The organism is Massilia sp. PWRC2 (assembly GCF_049896725.1).
GTDB lineage: Bacteria > Pseudomonadota > Gammaproteobacteria > Burkholderiales > Burkholderiaceae_D > JAFCUW01.
Window position 1 is genome coordinate 86767 of record NZ_JAFCUW010000005.1, and the last position, 18522, is coordinate 105288.

At 63.2% G+C, this 18522-nt stretch carries 17 protein-coding genes; 9 read left to right on the forward strand and 8 right to left on the reverse strand.

Annotated features, from left to right (window positions below; translation table 11 throughout):
- Positions 1 to 84 precede the first annotated feature (84 nt).
- The 8 genes from ACP7BZ_RS11635 to metG all read right to left on the reverse strand — a co-directional run bounded on the left by ACP7BZ_RS11635 (position 85) and on the right by metG (position 9852).
- A complete protein-coding gene (locus ACP7BZ_RS11635; RefSeq protein WP_426113240.1) occupies positions 85 to 2406 on the reverse strand; it encodes a xanthine dehydrogenase family protein molybdopterin-binding subunit in 2322 nt (773 codons plus the stop codon).
- Positions 2403 to 3494, reverse strand: coding sequence for an FAD binding domain-containing protein (locus tag ACP7BZ_RS11640; RefSeq protein ID WP_426113242.1), 1092 nt, complete (start codon positions 3492 to 3494; stop codon positions 2403 to 2405). Before ACP7BZ_RS11640 ends, ACP7BZ_RS11635 begins: the two co-directional genes overlap by 4 nt.
- Positions 3491 to 4054: a 2Fe-2S iron-sulfur cluster-binding protein gene (locus tag ACP7BZ_RS11645; protein WP_426113244.1), complete on the reverse strand. Its 564-nt coding sequence runs from the start codon at positions 4052 to 4054 to the stop codon at positions 3491 to 3493. Before ACP7BZ_RS11645 ends, ACP7BZ_RS11640 begins: the two co-directional genes overlap by 4 nt.
- A 161-nt stretch (positions 4055 to 4215) precedes the next feature.
- Positions 4216 to 5055, reverse strand: a complete 840-nt coding sequence (gene panC / locus ACP7BZ_RS11650; protein WP_426113246.1) for a pantoate--beta-alanine ligase — start codon at positions 5053 to 5055, stop codon at positions 4216 to 4218.
- Positions 5056 to 5082: 27 nt separating this feature from the next.
- Positions 5083 to 5934 carry a segregation and condensation protein A gene (locus ACP7BZ_RS11655; protein ID WP_426113719.1) on the reverse strand — a complete coding sequence of 284 codons (852 nt, stop codon included), beginning with the start codon at positions 5932 to 5934 and terminating at the stop codon, positions 5083 to 5085.
- Positions 5935 to 5952: 18 nt separating this feature from the next.
- Positions 5953 to 6162 carry a DUF3460 family protein gene (locus ACP7BZ_RS11660; RefSeq protein ID WP_426113248.1) on the reverse strand — a complete coding sequence of 70 codons (210 nt, stop codon included), beginning with the start codon at positions 6160 to 6162 and terminating at the stop codon, positions 5953 to 5955.
- 78 nt (positions 6163 to 6240) lie between these two features.
- Entirely contained in the window at positions 6241 to 7557 is a 1317-nt protein-coding gene (locus ACP7BZ_RS11665) for an enoyl ACP reductase FabMG family protein (RefSeq protein ID WP_426113250.1), read from the reverse strand.
- Between the two features lie 147 nt (positions 7558 to 7704).
- Complete coding sequence (gene metG / locus ACP7BZ_RS11670) at positions 7705 to 9852, reverse strand: methionine--tRNA ligase (protein ID WP_426113252.1); 2148 nt, start codon at positions 9850 to 9852, stop codon at positions 7705 to 7707.
- A gap of 159 nt (positions 9853 to 10011) precedes the next feature.
- Here metG and apbC point away from each other — a divergent pair, with 159 nt between their 5' ends.
- The 9 genes from apbC (at position 10012) to ACP7BZ_RS11715 (ending at position 18519) form a co-directional block, all read left to right on the forward strand.
- Positions 10012 to 11106, forward strand: coding sequence for an iron-sulfur cluster carrier protein ApbC (gene apbC / locus ACP7BZ_RS11675; RefSeq protein ID WP_426113254.1), 1095 nt, complete (start codon positions 10012 to 10014; stop codon positions 11104 to 11106).
- Positions 11107 to 11156: 50 nt separating this feature from the next.
- Positions 11157 to 12179 carry an RNA methyltransferase gene (locus ACP7BZ_RS11680; protein ID WP_426113256.1) on the forward strand — a complete coding sequence of 341 codons (1023 nt, stop codon included), beginning with the start codon at positions 11157 to 11159 and terminating at the stop codon, positions 12177 to 12179.
- Positions 12180 to 12305: 126 nt separating this feature from the next.
- Positions 12306 to 12956: a TorD/DmsD family molecular chaperone gene (locus ACP7BZ_RS11685; protein ID WP_426113258.1), complete on the forward strand. Its 651-nt coding sequence runs from the start codon at positions 12306 to 12308 to the stop codon at positions 12954 to 12956.
- 28 nt (positions 12957 to 12984) lie between these two features.
- The gene (locus ACP7BZ_RS11690) at positions 12985 to 13212 is read left to right on the forward strand and encodes a formate dehydrogenase (RefSeq protein ID WP_426113260.1); all 228 of its coding nucleotides are present in this window, start codon (positions 12985 to 12987) and stop codon (positions 13210 to 13212) included.
- A 75-nt stretch (positions 13213 to 13287) separates the two neighbouring features.
- Positions 13288 to 16182: a molybdopterin-dependent oxidoreductase gene (locus ACP7BZ_RS11695; protein WP_426113262.1), complete on the forward strand. Its 2895-nt coding sequence runs from the start codon at positions 13288 to 13290 to the stop codon at positions 16180 to 16182.
- A 38-nt stretch (positions 16183 to 16220) separates the two neighbouring features.
- Entirely contained in the window at positions 16221 to 16898 is a 678-nt protein-coding gene (gene fdh3B, locus ACP7BZ_RS11700) for a formate dehydrogenase FDH3 subunit beta (protein ID WP_426113264.1), read from the forward strand.
- Positions 16895 to 17113 (forward strand): hypothetical protein, encoded by a 219-nt coding sequence (locus ACP7BZ_RS11705; RefSeq protein ID WP_426113266.1) that lies wholly within the window; start codon positions 16895 to 16897, stop codon positions 17111 to 17113. Before fdh3B ends, ACP7BZ_RS11705 begins: the two co-directional genes overlap by 4 nt.
- Positions 17114 to 17125: 12 nt before the next feature.
- Positions 17126 to 18202 (forward strand): formate dehydrogenase subunit gamma, encoded by a 1077-nt coding sequence (locus ACP7BZ_RS11710; RefSeq protein ID WP_426113268.1) that lies wholly within the window; start codon positions 17126 to 17128, stop codon positions 18200 to 18202.
- Positions 18199 to 18519: a hypothetical protein gene (locus tag ACP7BZ_RS11715; RefSeq protein ID WP_426113270.1), complete on the forward strand. Its 321-nt coding sequence runs from the start codon at positions 18199 to 18201 to the stop codon at positions 18517 to 18519. The genes ACP7BZ_RS11710 and ACP7BZ_RS11715 overlap by 4 nt, the downstream gene beginning before the upstream one ends.
- Positions 18520 to 18522: the final 3 nt, after the last annotated feature.

Consider the following 18522-nt stretch of genomic DNA (forward strand, 5'->3'; position numbering starts at 1 on the left):
CCGCCGGTACACAGTCAACTCCCGAGTGGTATGCAGGGCGCCGCCGTCAGCGATGACAGCGGCGCCCGCCGTCGCAACTTTCCCTCAGCCCGCCAGTTTGTCGAGCGTGATCGGCAGATCGCGCACGCGCACGCCACAGGCGTTGTAAATGGCATTGGCAATCGCTGCCGCCGTCCCTGTGATACCAATTTCACCAATGCCGCGGGCACCCATCGGCGTGTGCGGATCGGCAATGTCGGTCCACATGACATCGATCTCGGGCACGTCCATCTGCACCGGCAGATGGTAGTCGGCCAGGTTGGCATGCATGATGCGCCCCGTGCGTTCATCGAACAGGGTTTCTTCCATCAGCGCCATGCCGATTCCCATGATCATGCCACTGCGCAGCTGGCTGCGTGCCAGGCTGGCATTGAGGATGCGGCCGCAATCGAAGCAGCCGAGCAGACGCTGGACGCGCGGCTCGCCGCTGATGCAATTGACTCCGACCTCGCAGAAAATGGCGCCGAAAGAATGCTTCGACCAATGTTGTGTTTCCAGCGGTGGCGCCGCACTGGCCTCGACCACCAGCTGCGTGCGGCCCGCCTGCGCCAGCAGGTCGGTGTAGCTGAGCCATTGCTGTGGCGCGTCGCGCCGGCACAGGCCGCCATCACGGGCTTGCACCTCGGCCAGCTGCAGGCCGGCCAGTGGCGACGCGCGCCCGGCTAATTTGAGCAATTCTGCAAACAGCTGTTCCTGTGCCGCGCGCACGGCGGCACCGATGGCGGCGCTCTGTTGCGAACCGCCGGCCAGCACCACGCCGGGCAGACTGGAATCGCCGACAATACATGCCACCTGCGACAGCGGCAGCGCCAGCCGCTCGGCGAGGATCTGGCTGTGCACGGTGGCGGTGCCCATGCCCATCTCGTGCGCGGCGATCTCGACCCGCACGCGGCCTTCTGCGCTGAGGGTCAGGCGGGCAGCACCGCCGGGCAGGCGGTAATACGGATAGGTGGCAGTGGCGCAGCCCATGCCGATACGCCATTCGCCCTGCTGGCGCGCCCCCGGCTGCGGCTGGCGCCGTTGCCAGCCAAAGCGGCTGGCGCCATCCTCATAGGCCTGGCGCAGGTGACGGGTGGAAAATGGTTTGTTGTCGGTGGGATTGCGCGTTGCTTCGTTGCGCAGGCGCAGCGCGATGGGGTCGATTGCCAGTAACAGCGCCAGTTCATCGACCGCGCTCTCCAGGGCAAAGCTGCCCACCGCTTCGCCGGGCGCGCGCATGAAGGTATTGGCCAGCATGTCGACGTTGGCGGTGTGCACACCGAGCTTGATGTGGCTGGCGGCATAGGTGCAGCGTGCCGGCAGGATGAACGGTTCCGGCATGCTCCTGCTGGCCGTGGTCAGCGACAGTCCCGTGTGGATCAGGGCGTCGAAGTGGCCATCGGCCTGCGCGCCCAGCGCCACCCGCTGCACGGTGCGGGCGCGGCCGCCGACGATGCGGTAGACGCCCTGGCGCGACAGGTTCAGGCGCACGGGGCGGCCCGCCAGCTTGGCGGCGGCCGCCGCCAGCACCTGGTGGCGCCACAGGGTCTTGCCGCCGAAGGCGCCGCCGACAAAAGGCGCGCTCACCTGCACCTGCTGTTCGTCGATGGCGAACACGTGCGCCAGGGACCAGGCCGTGTGCGATACGCCCTGCGAGGCGTCGTGGACGAGCAGCTGCTTGCCCTGCCAGGCGACGGTGACGGCGTGCGGCTCGATGGCGTTATGGTTGTGGCAGGGCGTCTGATAGACGGCGTCGACCCGGCAGGGCGCCGCCACCAGCGCGCCTTCGGCGTCGCCGCGATCGAATGTGAGTGGCGTGCCCATGAACGCGCCTGCTGTGCAGCCGCGGGCGATGGCGTCATTGAGCGACGTGACGGCGCTGTCGGCAAGATAGCTCACGCGCACCAGGGTGGCGCCATGGTCGGCCTGTTCCTGGCTGTCGGCCAGCACCACGGCGATGGGCTGGCCGTTCCAGTGGATGAAGCGATCCTGCAGCACCGCCAGTTGCTCGCCACCGGCCGCTTTCGGCGCACTCATGAATACCGGCAGCGGCGCCATGCGCGGCGCGTTCTGGTGCGTCATCACCAGGCGCACTCCAGGAGCGGCGGCCGCCGCCGCCGTGTCGAGCTGGTCGATGCGGCCGCGCGCGATGGTGCTAAACACCAGCGCGCCGTACAGCATGTCGTCGAAGCTGAACTCGGCGGCAAAGCGCGCCTGTCCCTGCACCTTGACGGCGCCATCGATGCGCGCGATGGGCGCGCCGACCAGACCGTCGCGCTGCTCCATCAAGGGATCGGGCCGGCTGGCGCTGCCGGCGTCGGGCGTGGGTTCGACGATTTTTTTGCGCAGGGACTGGCCGACTTCTTGAACGGCGCCGATGAGGCTCATGGCTGCGCTCCTGCTGCTGTTCCCGCCGCTGTTTCTACTGCTGTTTCTGCTGCTGTTTCTGCTGCTGTTATTGACGCTACTCCAGCTTCCGCTCCAGCGTCGCTGGCGCTGGCAGAGGCAGCCAGCGAACCCAGCGTGGCTACCAGTACGCGCTGGACCAGATCAATCTTGAAGGCGTTGTCGCGCAAGGGGCGGGCGGCAGCCAGTTCGGCGGCGGCGGCGGCGCGAAAATACGCGGTGCTGGCAGGGCGGCCGCGCAGCGCAGCTTCAGCCACCCAGGCGCGCCACGGTTTATGGGCGACGCCGCCCAGCGCCAGACGCAGCTCGGTCACCACGCCGCCGCGCACCGCCAGGGCGGCAGCCACCGACACCAGCGCAAAGGCATAACTGGCGCGATCGCGCACCTTGCGGTAAGCGGCATGGCTGGCGCAGGGCAGGGCTGGCAGCTCGACGGCGGTAATGAGTTCGCCGGGCAGCAGGGTGGTATCGCGGTCGGGTCGGCCGCCGGGCAGGCGATGCAGATCGTCGAAGGCGAGGGTGCGGCTGCCGCTGGCGCCTTCGAGGTGGACGATGGCGTCGAGCGCCGCCAGCGCCACACACAGATCGGATGGATGGGTGGCCACGCAGGCAGGCGAGGCGCCGAGGATGGCGTGCATGCGATTGAAACCGTCGATGGCATCGCAGCCCTGGCCCGGCTGGCGCTTGTTGCAGCGGGCGCCCTCGCGGTCATAAAAATAGCCGCAGCGGGTGCGCTGCATGATGTTGCCGCCGACGGTGGCCATGTTGCGGATCTGCGCCGAGGCGCCCGCGGTGATGGCGCGCGTGAGCAGGGGAAAGTGCGCCCGCACGCCCGCGTGTTCGGCCAGTGCTGTGTTTTTGACGGCTGCGCCAATGAGCAGGCTGCCGTCAGGGCGCAGGTCGATGCGCTGCGACAGGCCGGACACATCGACCAGCAGCGCCGGTTGCGCGATGTTTTCGCGCATCAAGTCGACCAGATTGGTGCCACCACCGAGGTAGCTGGCGGCCGCCTGGCCCAGCCGCACGGCATCGGCAGCGCTGGCGGCGCGCGCATAGGTGAACGGCGTCATGCGGCCACCTCGCTGCGGCGCGGCGCATCTACCGCATCGACGAAGGTGGCGACGGCGGCGATAATGCCGTTATAGGCGCCACAGCGGCACAGATTGCCACTCATGCGCTCGCGCAGTTCGTCGGTGGTGGCGGCGATGGTGCCGGCCTGCAGGTCGGCCGTGAGCGCGCTGGGCACGCCGCGCCGCAGTTCGGCCGCCATGCCGATGGCCGAACAGATCTGCCCGGGCGTGCAGTAGCCGCACTGCAAGCCATCGTGGTCGATGAAGGCTTGCTGCAGGGGATGCAGGGCAGCGTTGCTCGCCAAGGCCTCGATGGTGGTGATGCTGCGGCCCTGGTACTGCACTGCCAGCGCCAGGCAGGACAGGATGCGCTCACTGCCATCGAGCAGCACGGTGCAGGCACCACAAGCGCCCTGGGCGCAGCCTTTCTTGGTGCCGGTCAGGTGCAGGTGATCGCGTAGCAGGTCGAGCAGGCAGACGCGTGCATCGCCGGGGACGGCGACGTCGGCGCCGTTGATGGCGATGACGTTCAGGACAGGGGCTGCGATGTTGTCAGGCATGGCACGGTCCTTTCGATTCTGGCGATTCGAATGAGCGGCTCGTGCTATGAACGGTGACATCGGCGCGCTGTTCAACCATCTTAAACAGCGGCCGCAAAAAAGGGCGTTCGATACGGCGCAGAATCTTGTCAGCGCGCCGTCCGTGCGCGGTCGCCCTTGCTTCAGATTTCCAGGTTATCGATCAGGCGCGTGGTGCCCAGCTTGGCCGCAGCCAGCACCACCAGTGGCGCGCCCTGCGCCAGGTCGCCCGCCGAGGGCACCTGCAAATCCATCTGCTTGCGCACCGAAATATAGTCCGGCTGCCAGCCGCGCTGCGCCAGCGTGGCCATGGCTTCGCGCTCGAGACCGGAAATATCGAGGTGGCCGGCGCGCATTTCGCTGGCGACGTGGGTGAGCGCCTGGTACAGCAAAGGCGCCTCGGCGCGCTCGGTCGGCGACAGGTACATATTGCGCGAGGACAGCGCCAGGCCATCGTCGGCGCGCCAGGTCTCGGCGGCGATGATTTCGGTGGGCAGGGCGAACTGGCGGCTCATGTTACGGATGATCATCAGCTGCTGGTAATCCTTCTTGCCGAACACGGCGACGCGGGGGCGCACGCAGGAAAACAGTTTGAGGACGACGGTGGTGACGCCGCTAAAAAAGCCGGGACGGAATTCACCTTCGAGCGTATTGCCGAGGTCGTCGGGCGGACGCACGCGGAATTCCTGCGGCTCCGGATACAAGTCTTTTTCGGTGGGCGCAAAGAGGATGTAGACGCCTTCCTTTTCCAGCTTTTCGACATCGCTCTGGAAGGTGCGCGGGTATTTTTCAAAATCCTCGTTGGGGCCGAATTGCAGGCGGTTGACGAAAATCGACGCCACCACCGGGTCGCCATGCTTGCGCGCCAGGCGCATCAGGGACAGGTGACCTTCGTGCAGATTGCCCATAGTCGGCACGAAGGCCGTGCGCAGTTGCCCGCTCAGGTGGTCACGCAGTTCTTCAATGGAGGAAATGATTTTCATAATAAGACAGTCAAAGTGGTGCCAGCGTTACGCCGGCGAATAGGCCAGGCGCACGTAAATGGGCGCAAACGGCTCGGCCTGGGTGATTTCAATCAGGGTTTCCTTGGCCAGTTCGAGCATGGCGACAAAGTGGACGACGATGATCGGCACTGCGCCCTGTCCCTCGAACAGGTCGGCAAACTCGACAAAGCGGCTGCTTTGCAGGCGCCGCAAAATCGCCGTCATGTGCTCGCGCACCGACAGTTCCTGGCGGCTGATGCGGTGATGCTGGACCAGCGTGGCGCGCCGCATGACGTCGAGCCATGCGCGCTGCAGGTCAGCAGCGTCGACCTGCGGCCAGACGGTGACCTTACTCTGTTCGATGAACAGTTCGGGGCGGATAAAGTCGCGGTCGAGTTGCGGCAGGGCGTTCAGTTCGCGCGCGGCCACCTTGATCTGCTCGTACTCCAGCAGCCGGCGCACCAGCTCGGCACGGGGATCGTCGCCTTCCAGCTCGGGCCCGGCGCTGCGCTGCGGCAGCAGCATGCGCGACTTGATCTCGATAAGCATGGCGGCCATCAACAGATATTCGGCTGCCAGCTCCAGATTGTGCAGGCGGATCTGGTCGACATACTTCAGGTATTGCAGGGTGACCTGCGCCATCGGGATGTCGAGGATATTGAAGTTTTGCTTGCGAATCAGGTACAGCAGCAGGTCGAGCGGTCCCTCGAAGGCATCGAGAAATATCTCCAGCGCATCGGGCGGGATGTACAGATCGCTGGGCATGCGCAGCATCGGCTCGCCGTACAGGCGGGCAGCGCTCGCAGCGGCGGGCGTTGCCAGCGCGTCATTGCCGGCCCCAGGGAGCGCGGCGACGGCCGTTCCCTCGTCTGGCAACATGCTCACTTGCCGCGATGCTTACAGCTTGTTCTGGTACACGTAAGCTTGCTGCTTGACGCGCGAAGCGGCGTTGCGGTCCTGCTCGGACAGGGCCGTCGGTGCTTTTTCCCACAGCAGGGCGCGCCCGGCAGCCTGGCCAGCTTCAATCTGCGGATTGGCCGCCTTGAGTTGCTTGATGAACAGGGTGTGCTCGGATTCGTAGCGGTCAAATTGTTTGGAGAGTTTCATATATGCCAAGTGGGAAAGCGAACGGGTATTTTACAACAGGCGACGCTGCCGCCTGTCGCTGCAGCGCCGGCGGCCTGATTAAGGGTGCAGGGCGTTTAATTGCTTGGCGATGATGTCGTGATTGAGCCACACCACCGGGGCGATTTTCTCGGCCGTGGCATGGAACATCAGCGGGCCGGTGCCTTCCAGTACCAGGCTGGACAGGTGGTCGGTGATCAGTTCCTTGCGGTCCTTGTGCAATTTGGTCATGTCTTGCGAGGTGCTGATCATGACATCGGCCAGCGCCGGCGTGTTGTCCATCGGCCATGCCGCGAAATTGCGGAAGCTTGCACTGGTGGCGTCATTGTTGTACGCCTCGATGCGGTCGAGCAGCGATTGCAGCGACACGCCATCTTCCAGCAAGCCCTGGCAAATCTCCCACTGCTGCTGGGCCCAGGCACCGCCGCCTTCTTTTTTCAAGGCCGTCAGCAGGGGGAACAGCGACAGCTCGACGCCGACAAACAGGTCGGAAGAATTGGTGCGGATTTCCGGGCAGTTGTAGACGGTCGCGCTGATGCCCTTGGCCCAGGCCGCTTCGGCGACGCTTTCCAGGCGCATCTTGGCGTAGCCCTGGGTGTAATTGGTGTAGGTCTGCCACTGGTACTGGCCATCGATGAGGATCTCGGTGCCGTGGTAACCATAGGCCGTGTAGCGCACCTGGCCGCCGCTGCGCTCGGCGCGCTCGCGGATGGCGCTGCTGGCGTGGATCAGGTGGTGCAGGGTATTCGCGGTGACTTCGTCGAAGTTCATCAGAATCAATTTACCCAGATCGCTGTCAAGCAGTGCGCGCGAGGACATGAAGCGCTCGCCGGCGCCCTTGTAGATGCGGTTGGCAATGGCCAGGAAGGCTTTTACGCGCGGGATGCCGCCGGCCATGGTGTGGGCGAACAACACATTGGCGCCATCCGGTACCAGCTTGTCGATTTCATTCATGACGATCGCCGCCGAAGCGGTAAAGCGCTGCACGCCGACCTGGCGGCAGGCTTCGACCTTGTCCCAGTCGAGCGTTTCGTCCTGCCAGTTTTTCAGGGTCAGGCCGGACAGCAATTCGGTGGGATTTTGCTCGCCTGGCGGGGCGTCGAGGTCGAAACCGGCCATCATCGGCACATTGATGATGCGCCCGCCCAGCTTGGCTTCGGCTTCGGCATGTTCCTCGGTTGTTAATTCACGCAGCTTGCCGTCGTCGTCGCGGCGGCCGACCGTGATGCCGACGATGGTCATGCCGGCACGGCGCGCTTCATCGATGAGGCCGTTGACATAGCCACGGCCAAACAGTTCGCCGAACAGCACGAAGACATCGCCCTGGCGATACAGGTCGGAATGGGGCAGGTGGCGCAGGGAAGTACGGTCGGTCATGGCTGGGTCTCGCTTGAATTGGATGGGGCGCGTCGTGGCGCGGGGGTCTCGTCAAACAGCGATTATAAACCTCTGCTTGCTGGCAAAACTACGGGGGCGCCAGGGCAGTGGCGGCGTGCCGACACTGCCCTCGCTTGCTGTGGCCGCTTAGCGAATCCGCATGCCTGGCTTGGCGCCCACCCAGGGTTCGAGCACGTACAAGCCCGGATCGGCCTTCTCGTCGGCCGCCGAGGCGCACAGCACCATGCCTTCGGAGACGCCGAATTTCATCTTGCGGGGCGCCAGGTTGGCCACCAGCACCGTCAGCTTGCCGATCAGCTGTTCCGGCTGATACGCCGACTTGATGCCAGAGAACACATTGCGATGGCGCCCTTCGCCGACGTCGAGCGTCAAGCGCAGCAGCTTGGTCGAGCCGTCGACCTGTTCGCAGTTGACGATGCGGGCGATGCGCAAGTCGATTTTGCTAAAGTCGTCGATGGAAATTTCGGCGGCGAGCGGCTCGATGTCGCCAGCGTCGACCAGGCCGGCTGGCGGCGTTGCCGTCAGCAGCGCCGCCAGCGGCGCAGCAACTGCCGCCGGCGCAACGACGGCGGGACGGTCGAACAGCGCCTCGACCATCTTGGCATCGACCCGCTGCATCAAGTGGCTGTAGGCGCCGATGGTGCGGCCCAGCAGTGGCTGCCAGACGGCGTCGGCGTGCGTGTCGTCCCAGCTCAGGTCGCTGTCACCGAGCATCTCGGCGACCCGTGCGGCAATCTGCGGCAGCACCGGCGAGAGCAAAATGGTCAGTTGGCGGAACAGGATCAGGGCGGTGCTGCAGACGTCGTGCAGCTCGGCCGTTTTGGCGTCGTCCTTGGCCAGAATCCATGGCTTGTTTTCATCGACATACTGGTTGGTGATGTCGGCGATTTCCATGATTTCGCGCAGCGCCTTGCCGAACTCGCGATGTTCGAAATTGTGCGCGATGCTGCTATGACGCTCGGCGCCGTCGACCGTCAAGGCCCTGGCGATCCAGCCGCGCGCGGCCGGTGACAGTGCGCCCGCCAGCTTGCCGTCGAATTTCTTGGCGATGAAGCCGGCGCAGCGGCTGGCGATATTGATGTACTTGCCGATCAAATCGCTGTTCACGCGGGCGACGAAATCGTCGCCATTAAAATCGAGATCTTCGACTTTGGCGTTAAGTTTGAAGGCGATGTAATAACGCAGCCATTCGGGATTCATGTGCAGGTCGAGATACCGCAGCGGCGAAATGCCGGTGCCGCGCGACTTCGACATTTTTTCGTTGTTGACCGTCAGGTGACCGTGCACATTGACCTTGAGTTTGTCGATGATGGGGTGTCGGGCAAAATTGAGCATCGCCGGCCAGAACAGCAGGTGGAAGGAAACGATATCCTTGCCAATAAAATGGACCTGCTCGGTGTCGGGGTCATTGAGCAGGGCGTCGAAATCGATACCCTGTTTGCTGCAATAATTTTTCAGGCTGGCCAGATAACCGACCGGCGCATCGAGCCACACGTAGAAAAATTTACCGGGAGCGTCGGGAATCGGGATGCCGAAATACGGCGCATCGCGCGAGATATCCCAGTCGGCCAGTTTTTCGCCCGCTTCACCCAGCCATTCGGAGACCTTGTTGACCATTTCCGGTTGCAGGCGGCCGGGGGTGTTCAGCCAGGCTTTCAGGAAGGTGTAGCAGCGCGGGTCGGACAGGGCGAAAAAATACTGTTCGGATGGTTTGAGGATGGGCGTCGAACCGGTGAACACGGAAAACGGATTGATCAGTTCGGTCGGCTGGTAAGCGGCGCCGCACACTTCGCAATTGTCGCCGTACTGGTCCTTGGCGCCGCACTTCGGGCATTCGCCCTTGATGTTGCGGTCGGCCAGGAACATCCCTTTGACGGGGTCGAAAAAGCGGTCGACCGTCTTGGTGACAATCAGGCCGGCGTCGCGCAGCTTGCGGTAAATCCCCTGCGACAATTCGACGTTTTCCGGCGAGTCGGTCGAGTACCAGTTATCGAAGCCGATGTGAAAGCCGTCGAGGTATTGCTGGCGGCCGGCGGCAATCTTGGCGACGAATTGCTGCGGCGTGATGCCTTCCTTTTCGGCGGCGATCATGATGGGCGTGCCGTGCGTGTCGTCGGCGCAGACGAAGCTCACTTCGCGGGCGGCGCCGTTATCGCGCTGCATTCGCTGGAACCGCACCCAGATATCGGCCTGGATATATTCCATCATGTGGCCGATGTGGAAGGCTGCGTTGGCGTAAGGCAGGGCGGTAGTGACGAACAGCTTGCGGGTCATGGTCGAAATACGCTTATCTAGTGGGGAAAAGGACCATTTTACCAGCGCTTGCCCGCTTGCTGTACAGGGGCGTTGCCGCCGGCGCCGGCAGCGCTGAGGCGGCGGCCGATGAAAGATGCGATTTTGCGCTACACTGCCGCTTCACATCCGGAGACATTCATGAGCATCACCGCAGAAGACGTCAAGGCGGCGCTGGCCGTCGTTATCGACCCCAACACGCACAAAGATTATGTAACGAGCAAGGCTGTCAAAAACATCCGCGTCAGTGCGGCTGGCGACACCGTCTCGCTCGATATCGAGCTGGGCTATCCAGCCCGCTCGCAGTTTGCCGCCGTGCGCGCCGCCGTTGGCAGCGCCCTGCAAGCCTTGCAAGGGGTGACCCAGGTCGATGTCAACGTGCAGTCGAAAATCATTTCGCACACGGTGCAGCGCGGCTTGAAAATCATGCCGAATGTCAAGAACATCATCGCTGTCGCTTCGGGCAAGGGCGGGGTGGGCAAATCAACCACGGCCGTTAACCTGGCGCTGGCGCTGGCCGCCGAAGGCGCCTCGGTGGGCGTGCTCGATGCCGATATTTACGGCCCGTCGCAGCCGATGATGCTGGGCATCAACGGGCGTCCCGAAAGCGCCGATGGCAAGACCATGGAGCCGCTGGAAAACCACGGCGTGCAAGTGTCGTCGATCGGCTTCATGATCGACCCGGACGAGCCGATGGTGTGGCGCGGTCCGATGGTCACCCAGGCCCTGCAGCAACTGCTGGAACAAACCAACTGGCGCGACCTCGATTACCTGATCGTCGACATGCCACCGGGTACCGGTGACATCCAGCTGACGCTGTCGCAGAAAGTGCCCGTCACCGGCGCCGTCATCGTCACCACGCCGCAGGACATCGCTTTGCTCGATGCCCGCAAGGGTCTCAAAATGTTCGAAAAAGTGGGCATTCCCATCCTCGGCGTGGTGGAAAACATGAGCACCCATATCTGCTCGAACTGCGGTCACCTCGAATCGATTTTCGGCCACGGCGGCGGCGAGAAAATGTGCGCCGACTTCGGTGTCGACTTCCTCGGCGCGCTGCCGTTGACAATGGCCATTCGCGAGCAGGCCGATTCGGGCCGGCCGACGGTGGTGGCCGATCCCGATGGCGCAGTGGCGCAGATTTACAAGGACATCGCCCGCAAGGTGGCCATCAAGATTGCCGAAAAAGCCAAAGACATGACCAGCAAGTTCCCCAGCATCGTGATCAAGAACGACTGATCACCAAGGCCCACCCGGCGCCAGCGGGTGCCAGGTGGGCAAATCATTCCATGAAACTAGAAACCATCCGTGCCGGCCTGCGCGAGCTTGGCGCCTTGCCGCTGCACGAGCAGCGCGTTTTGCGCGACTGGGTACGTGCCGCGCCGCACGACCAGGGCCGCCGCCGGCCGCAGGATTTTTTGCCGAAGGCGCTGCGCGATGCGCTGCCTGACATCGATGCCCGTTTCGATGCGCTGGCGCGCGTGCTGAGCACGCATCCGGCCGAGGACGGCTCCGCACGCCTGCTGGTGGGCTTGCACGATGGTCAGACAGTGGAAACGGTGCTGTTGCCGCGCGCTGGCGTGTGCGTCTCCAGCCAGGTGGGCTGCGCGGTCGGTTGCCAGTTCTGCATGACGGGGCAGGGCGGCCTGGTGCGCCAGGTCAGCAGTGGCGAAATCGTCGCCCAGGTGGTGCTGGCGCGGCGCCTGCGGCCAGTCAAAAAAGTGGTGTTCATGGGCATGGGCGAGCCGGCCCACAATCTCGACAATGTGATGGAGGCAATTGCACTGCTCGGTAGCGAAGGCAATATCGGCCACAAGAATCTGGTGTTTTCCACCGTCGGCGACGTGCGTGCCTTCGAGCAGCTCGGTGCCAGCGCCGTCAAGCCGGCACTGGCGCTGTCGCTGCACACCACCAAACCAGCCTTGCGCGCGCGCCTGCTGCCACGGGCGCCGGCACTGTCGCCGCAGGCGCTGGTGGCGCACGCCGAACACTATGCACGGCTGTCGTCGTACCCGGTGCAATACCAGTGGACGCTGTTAGACGGCATCAACGATGGTGACGATGAGATGGACGCCATCGTCGCGCTGTTAAAGGGCAAGCATGCAGTCCTCAACATGATTCCTTACAACAGCAATCCGGGCTTGCCATTTCGCCGGCCCAGCTGGGACAAGGCGCGCGCCATCGCCGCGGGATTACTGGAACGCGGAATTTTGACAAAGTTGCGCGATTCGGCCGGCCAGGATGTCGATGGCGGCTGCGGCCAGTTACGTGCGCGCGCCACAGGTGAGCAGAGCGTGCGCCTGAACCGTTAATGACACTTTTATGTTAAACATCCATTGGTATTGACGCCGCACGATTGAACAAATTCAACGGCTTTCCGTGGACAGCTTCACAATAGAAGCTTAAAATTTTGCCTTAGTACAAGTGGGGAACGCAGGATGCAACAATTTGGCAATCAGCAGGAACAGCAGACGACGTTTGTCGCCGTCGGCATGCCCTTGCCGCAAGAAGACCAGGCACGCGCGAATATATACGGCTTACTGGCGCGCCTGCTGCTGGCGCCGCCAGACGCCGGCCTGCTCGACAGCCTCGCCGCCAGCGATGCGCTGGTGTCGGAAAGCGGCGCCCAGCCGCTCGATGTGGCGTGGGACCAACTGTCGGTCACGGCGCGTTTGCTGCCGACCGACCATGTGATCGGCGAATACAACGACTTGTTCGTCAGCACCGCTGCACCGCGCGTCAGCCCCCATGGCTCGATCTACCTGGCCGGCTTTTTGCACGAGAAGCCGCTGGTGCTGTTGCGCGCCGATCTCGCCAAGCTGGGCCTGGGCCGTCGTGCCGGCGTGCGTGAGACGGAAGACCACCTGGGCGCCCTGTGCGAAACCATGCGCCAGCTGATCAGCCGCAAGCGCACCGTCGACGACCAGCATGCATTTTTCGACAAGCACATTGGCAGCTGGTACGTCGCCTGCCTACACCATTTGCGGCGCGCCGAGGGCGCGCAGTTTTATGCCCGCGTGGCCGATCTGGCCGAGGCCTTTTTTTCGCTTGAGCAGCAAGCCTTCCAGGTCGCCGAAGACGACGCCTGACCCATCCATTTTTTAAAAGAAGCCCATCATGGAACAGAACACCCTGAAACGCGCCGCGGTCGATGGCCGCCGCCGCCTGTTTTTACGCGCCGCTGGCGGTGCCGGCGCGCTGGCGACCCTGGCCACGGTGGCCGGCGAGAGCGCGGCCGTGGCGCCGGCTGTTGTGGCGCCGACCGTCGTCGCTGCCGCCGAGCCGGCCGGTTATCACGAGACCGAGCACATTCGTCAGTACTATCGCACGGCGAAATACTGGTAGTTGATATCGTTTATCCGGTTTTCACGTTTTGTTTTATTTATCTAGTCCGCGGCTCTCACGCCCAGGAGTGCACCAATGACCGTCGTTAAAAAATCCGCCGCCAGCGCAGGCGCAGCACCAGCAGGCAATGGCGTTGGCCATGCGCTGCGTCAAGGCTTGGCCCGCGCCGCTTCCAGCACCATCAAGCGCCGTTCCTTCCTGCTACGCGCCGGCCTGACCGCCGGCGCCGCCGGCATGGCGCGCCACTTGCCGTTCAACGTCATCGACACCGCCCAGGCGACAGACGCCGCGGCCGCCGCCGCCGCCGCGCCCGTCACCAAGCACACCGTGTGCACCCACTGTTCGGTCGGTTGCTCGGTCGAAGCGGTGGTCAGCAACGGCGTCTGGATCCGCCAGGAACCGGCCTTCGATTCGCCGTTTAACATGGGCGCCCACTGTGCCAAGGGCGCCTCGGTGCGCGAACACGGTCACGGCGAGCATCGCCTGCGTTATCCGATGAAACTGGTGGCCGGCAAGTACGTGCGCATCTCGTGGGAACAGGCCATCAATGAAGTGGGCGACCGCCTGCTGGACCTGCGCGAAAAAGCCGGTCCCGATTCGATCATGATGATCGGCGGCTCCAAGCACAACAATGAGCAGGCTTACCTGATGCGCAAGTGGGCCTCGTTCTGGGGCACCAATAACTGCGATCACCAGGCCCGTATCTGCCACTCGACGACGGTGGCGGGCGTGGCCCAGACCTTCGGGTATGGCGCCATGACCAATTCCTTCAACGACCTGCACTACAGCAAGGCGGTGATGTTCATTGGGTCGAATCCGGCGGAAGCGCACCCGATTTCCATGCTGCACGCGCTGCATGCGAAAGAGCTGGGCGCCAAGATCGTGGTGGTCGACCCCCGCTTTACCCGCACCGCCCGCTTTGCCCACCAGTATTTGCGTGTGCGTCCCGGCACCGACATCCCGCTGGTCTGGGGCATGCTGTGGCACATCTTTGAAAACGGTTGGGAAGACAAGAGCTATATCGACCAGCGCACCTATGGCATGGAAGAGGTGCGCAAGGAAGTGGCGAAGTGGACACCGGACAAGGTCGCTGATGTGACCGGCATCCCGGAAGCGCAAGTGCGCGCTGCCGCCGAGACGCTGGCGAAAAACAAGCCGTCGTCGGTGGTCTGGTGCATGGGCATTACCCAGCACCACGTCGGCACCGCCAATGTGCGCGCGCTGTGCATCCTGCAACTGGCGCTGGGCAACATCGGCAAGTCCGGTGGCGGCACCAATATTTATCGGGGTCACGACAATGTCCAGGGCGCCACCGACGTCGGCCCGAATCCCGATTCGCTGCCCGGCTATTACGGCCTGGCCGAAGGCGCGTGGAAATTTTTCGCCACCGCCTGGGGCGTTGACTATGACTGGATCAAGTCGCGCTATGGTTCCAAGGAATTGATGGAAAAGCCGGGCATGGTCACGTCGCGCTGGTTCGATGGCGTACTGGAAAAGAACCAGTACATCGATCAGCCCAGCAATCTGCGCGCCGTCATTTACTGGGGCCATGCGCCCAACAGCCAGACCCGTCTGCCGGACATGGTTGCGGCCATGAAGCAGCTCGATACCCTGATCGTCATCGATCCGTATCCGACCATGACGGCGGCCATGCACGGGCGCACCGACGGCGTGTATCTGCTGCCGGCGGCCACCCAGTTTGAAACGCAGGGCTCGGTGACAGCCTCGAACCGCAGCATCCAGTGGCGCGAGAAGGTCATTGAGCCGCTGTTCGAATCGAAAACCGATCACGAGATCATGTACTTGTTTGCCAAGAAGTTCGGCTTTGCCGAGCAGCTGTGCAAGAACATCAAGGTGGTCAACAACGAGCCGGTGATCGAAGACATCCTGCGCGAAATTAACCGCACCTGCTGGACCATCGGTTACAGCGGCGCCTCGCCGGAACGGATCAAGCTGCATGCTGCCAACAAGCACACTTTCGATCCCACCACCCTGAAGGCCGAGTCAGGTCCATGCGCGGGCGATTATTATGGCTTGCCGTGGCCGTGCTGGGGCACGCCGGAAATGAAGCACCCGGGCACGCCGATTCTCTACGACATCGATAAGCCCGTGATGGAAGGCGGCATGCCGTTCCGCGCCAACTGGGGCGTCGAACACAATGGCGAGTCGCTGCTGGCGGCCGATGGCTCGGCCACCAAGGACAGCGAAATCGACACCGGTTACCCGGAGTTCGACCACGTGTTCCTCAAAAAGTTGGGCTGGTGGTCGGATTTGACGCCGGCCGAGCAGTTGCAGGCCGAGGGCAAGAACTGGAAGACCGACGCTTCGGGCGGCATCATCCGGGTGGCGATGGCGCACGGTTGCGCACCGTACGGCAATGCACGGGCACGCTGTAATGTGTGGAATTTCCCCGATCCGGTGCCGGTCCACCGCGAACCGTTGCTCTCGCCCCGTCGCGACCTGGTGGTCAAATACCCGACCTACGACGACAAGGCCAGCTTCTGGCGCATTCCCACCCTGTACAAATCGGTGCAGGCGGTCGACTACTCGAAAGACTATCCGCTGATCATGACGTCCGGCCGTCTGGTCGAGTACGAGGGCGGTGGCGACGAGACGCGGTCGAATCCATGGCTGGCTGAATTGCAGCAGGATATGTTCATCGAAATCAATCCGCAAGACGCCAAGAATGTGGGCGCCATCACCGATCACTACATCCATGTGGAAACGCCGACCGGCGCCCGCCTGAAAGTCAAGGCCCTGGTGACGCCGCGCGTGCCGCCCGGCCTGGTGTGGATGCCATTCCACTTCGGTGGCTGGTGGATGGGTGAAGACCTGTTGCCGCACTACCCGGAAGGGGCGGCGCCGATCGTGCGTGGCGAAGCCGTCAACACGGGCTGGAGCTACGGTTACGACGCGGTCACGATGATGCAGGAAACCAAGGTCTCGCTGTGCCGCCTGGCGCGGATTTGAACACCCATGAACAGCAACAAAAATAACAAGGAAGTGCCATGCAAGCACGAATGAAATTTATCTGCGATGTAGAACGCTGCATCGATTGCAACGGCTGCGTTACCGCCTGCAAGAACGAAAACGAAACGCCGTGGGGCGTCAACCGTCGCCGCGTCGTCACCGTTGACGATGGCATGCCGGGCGAGCACTCGATCTCGGTCGCCTGCATGCATTGCACCGACGCGCCGTGCCTCGATGTGTGTCCGACCAACTGTATTTACCACACGGAAGACGGCATCGTCCTGCACAACAAGGACCAGTGCATCGGCTGCGGTTACTGCTCGTATGCCTGCCCGTTCGGTGCCCCGCAGTTCCCGGAAACGGGCCTGTTCAACCACCGCGGTAAGATGGACAAATGCACCTTCTGCAACGGCGGCCCGGAAGTGGACCAGTCGGAAGAAGAGTTCAAGAAATACGGCCGCAACCGTATTTCCGAAGGCAAGTTGCCCGCCTGCGCCGAGCAATGCAGCACCAAGGCTTTGCTGGCCGGTGATGCCGATGTGATTGGCGACATTTACAAGCAGCGCGTCGATACGCGCGGTTATGGTCCGGAACTGTGGGGCTGGGAAATCGCCTACGATCGCAGCAAGCGCACGGCCACGCCCGCCGCACAGCCGGATGTACCGCGCGTCAATCAGTTGAACGAGACGCAGAACCACGGAAGGAAGCCGGCATGAACACACGTCACTGCGCAGTGATCGCGGCACTCGCCGTGAGCCTGACCGGTTGCATCGAGGTCGAGCAGCATCCTGCCTACGTCGATGGCCAGTATGCCGGCAAACGCGACAATCGTGTGGCCGATGTCAGCTTCCATGGTGACAATGCGGCCTGGAAAAAGGCGATCATCGAACGCGCCAGCACCCAGAACGAGTACAACCGGGCCCATCCCTGAAAGGCGTCTGCGATGCAAGCATTATTGATTTCTAAGTTGAGCCAGCGACTGCTGCGCGCCCTGTGCGTGGGCCTGTGCGGCTTGAGCCTGGCCGGTGCCAGCCTGGCCGAAGTGCCGAACAAGGCGGCCAAGCCAGCCTATGCCGAAGAGCAAACCATCATGCAGACGGAACAGCATGATGCCGAGCCCGGCTTCGGTTCCCTGTCCTCTGGCAAGGTGCACATGGACCGCCATTATCTCGGCGCCTACAACGACACCGAGGGCACCGTGCTGCTGCAACGCGGTGGCAACACCTGGCGCATCTTGCGCAATGGGCCGATCGCCATGGCGATGGGCACCTTGCTGCTGGTGACGCCGCTGGTCATCTTCGGCTTCTATCTGGGCTTCGGTCCGGCCCGCACCATCGATCCGCCATCGGGGCGGCGCCTGCAGCGCTTTAGCCGCTGGCAGCGCATGGTGCACTGGGCAACGGCCTACAGCTTCATTGCGCTGGCCTTGACCGGGTTGATCATTACCTTCGGCAAGAAAATCATCATGCCTTGGCTGGGACATGACGCTTATTCGTGGGTCGCCATCATTGGCAAGTACATTCACAATTTCGTCGGCCCCCTGTTCATTGTCTGCTCGGTGCTGCTGTTTATCACTTTTGTGAAAAACAATTTCTTCCGTGCCTGGGACTGGCCATGGCTCAAGCAATTGGGCGGCCTGGTCAACCACAAGCATCCGGATGCAGGCTACTTCAATGCCGGCGAAAAAATCTGGTTCTGGGGTGGCGTTGTTCTGCTGGGCCTGGTGATGTCGGTGAGTGGCCTGGTGCTTGATTTCACCAACTTCGGTCAGACCCGCTACCTGCTGCAGATCGCCAATTATCTGCACATCGGCGGCGCCAGCCTGTATATTTTTGGTGCCATGGGCCATATTTACCTGGGCACGCTGGGTACGCCCGGTGCCTACGAGGCGATGCGCCACGGCACGGTCGATGCCAGCTGGGCCAAATCCCATCACCGCATTTGGCACGATGAGGTAGCGGGGCAAACGCCGCCGCCACCACCGGCGCGGCCAGCCACTGACGCCAGGGGGCGCGCATGAAAATCCTGATCTCGATGATGTTGATCGGCGGCGCGCTGCTGGCAAGCGGCTGCTCGCGCGACGGTGCTTACGAGCAGCGCCAGACCAAGATGCCTGGCATGGTCAGCAGCGGCGGCGCCACTGGCGGTGAAATTATCGCCAGCAAGAAGAAGGCCGTCACCGATGGCAGTTATGCCGGCGGTACACCATTTCACGCCGGTGGTGCTGGCGGCAATACGGGCGGCACCGCCACCGCGGGCGCCGTCGCCGAGTCGGGCCACGGGCCGTCGGGCAGCACGGCGCCGCCAGCGGCCAAGACCACCCCAAGCGGGCAATAAGGA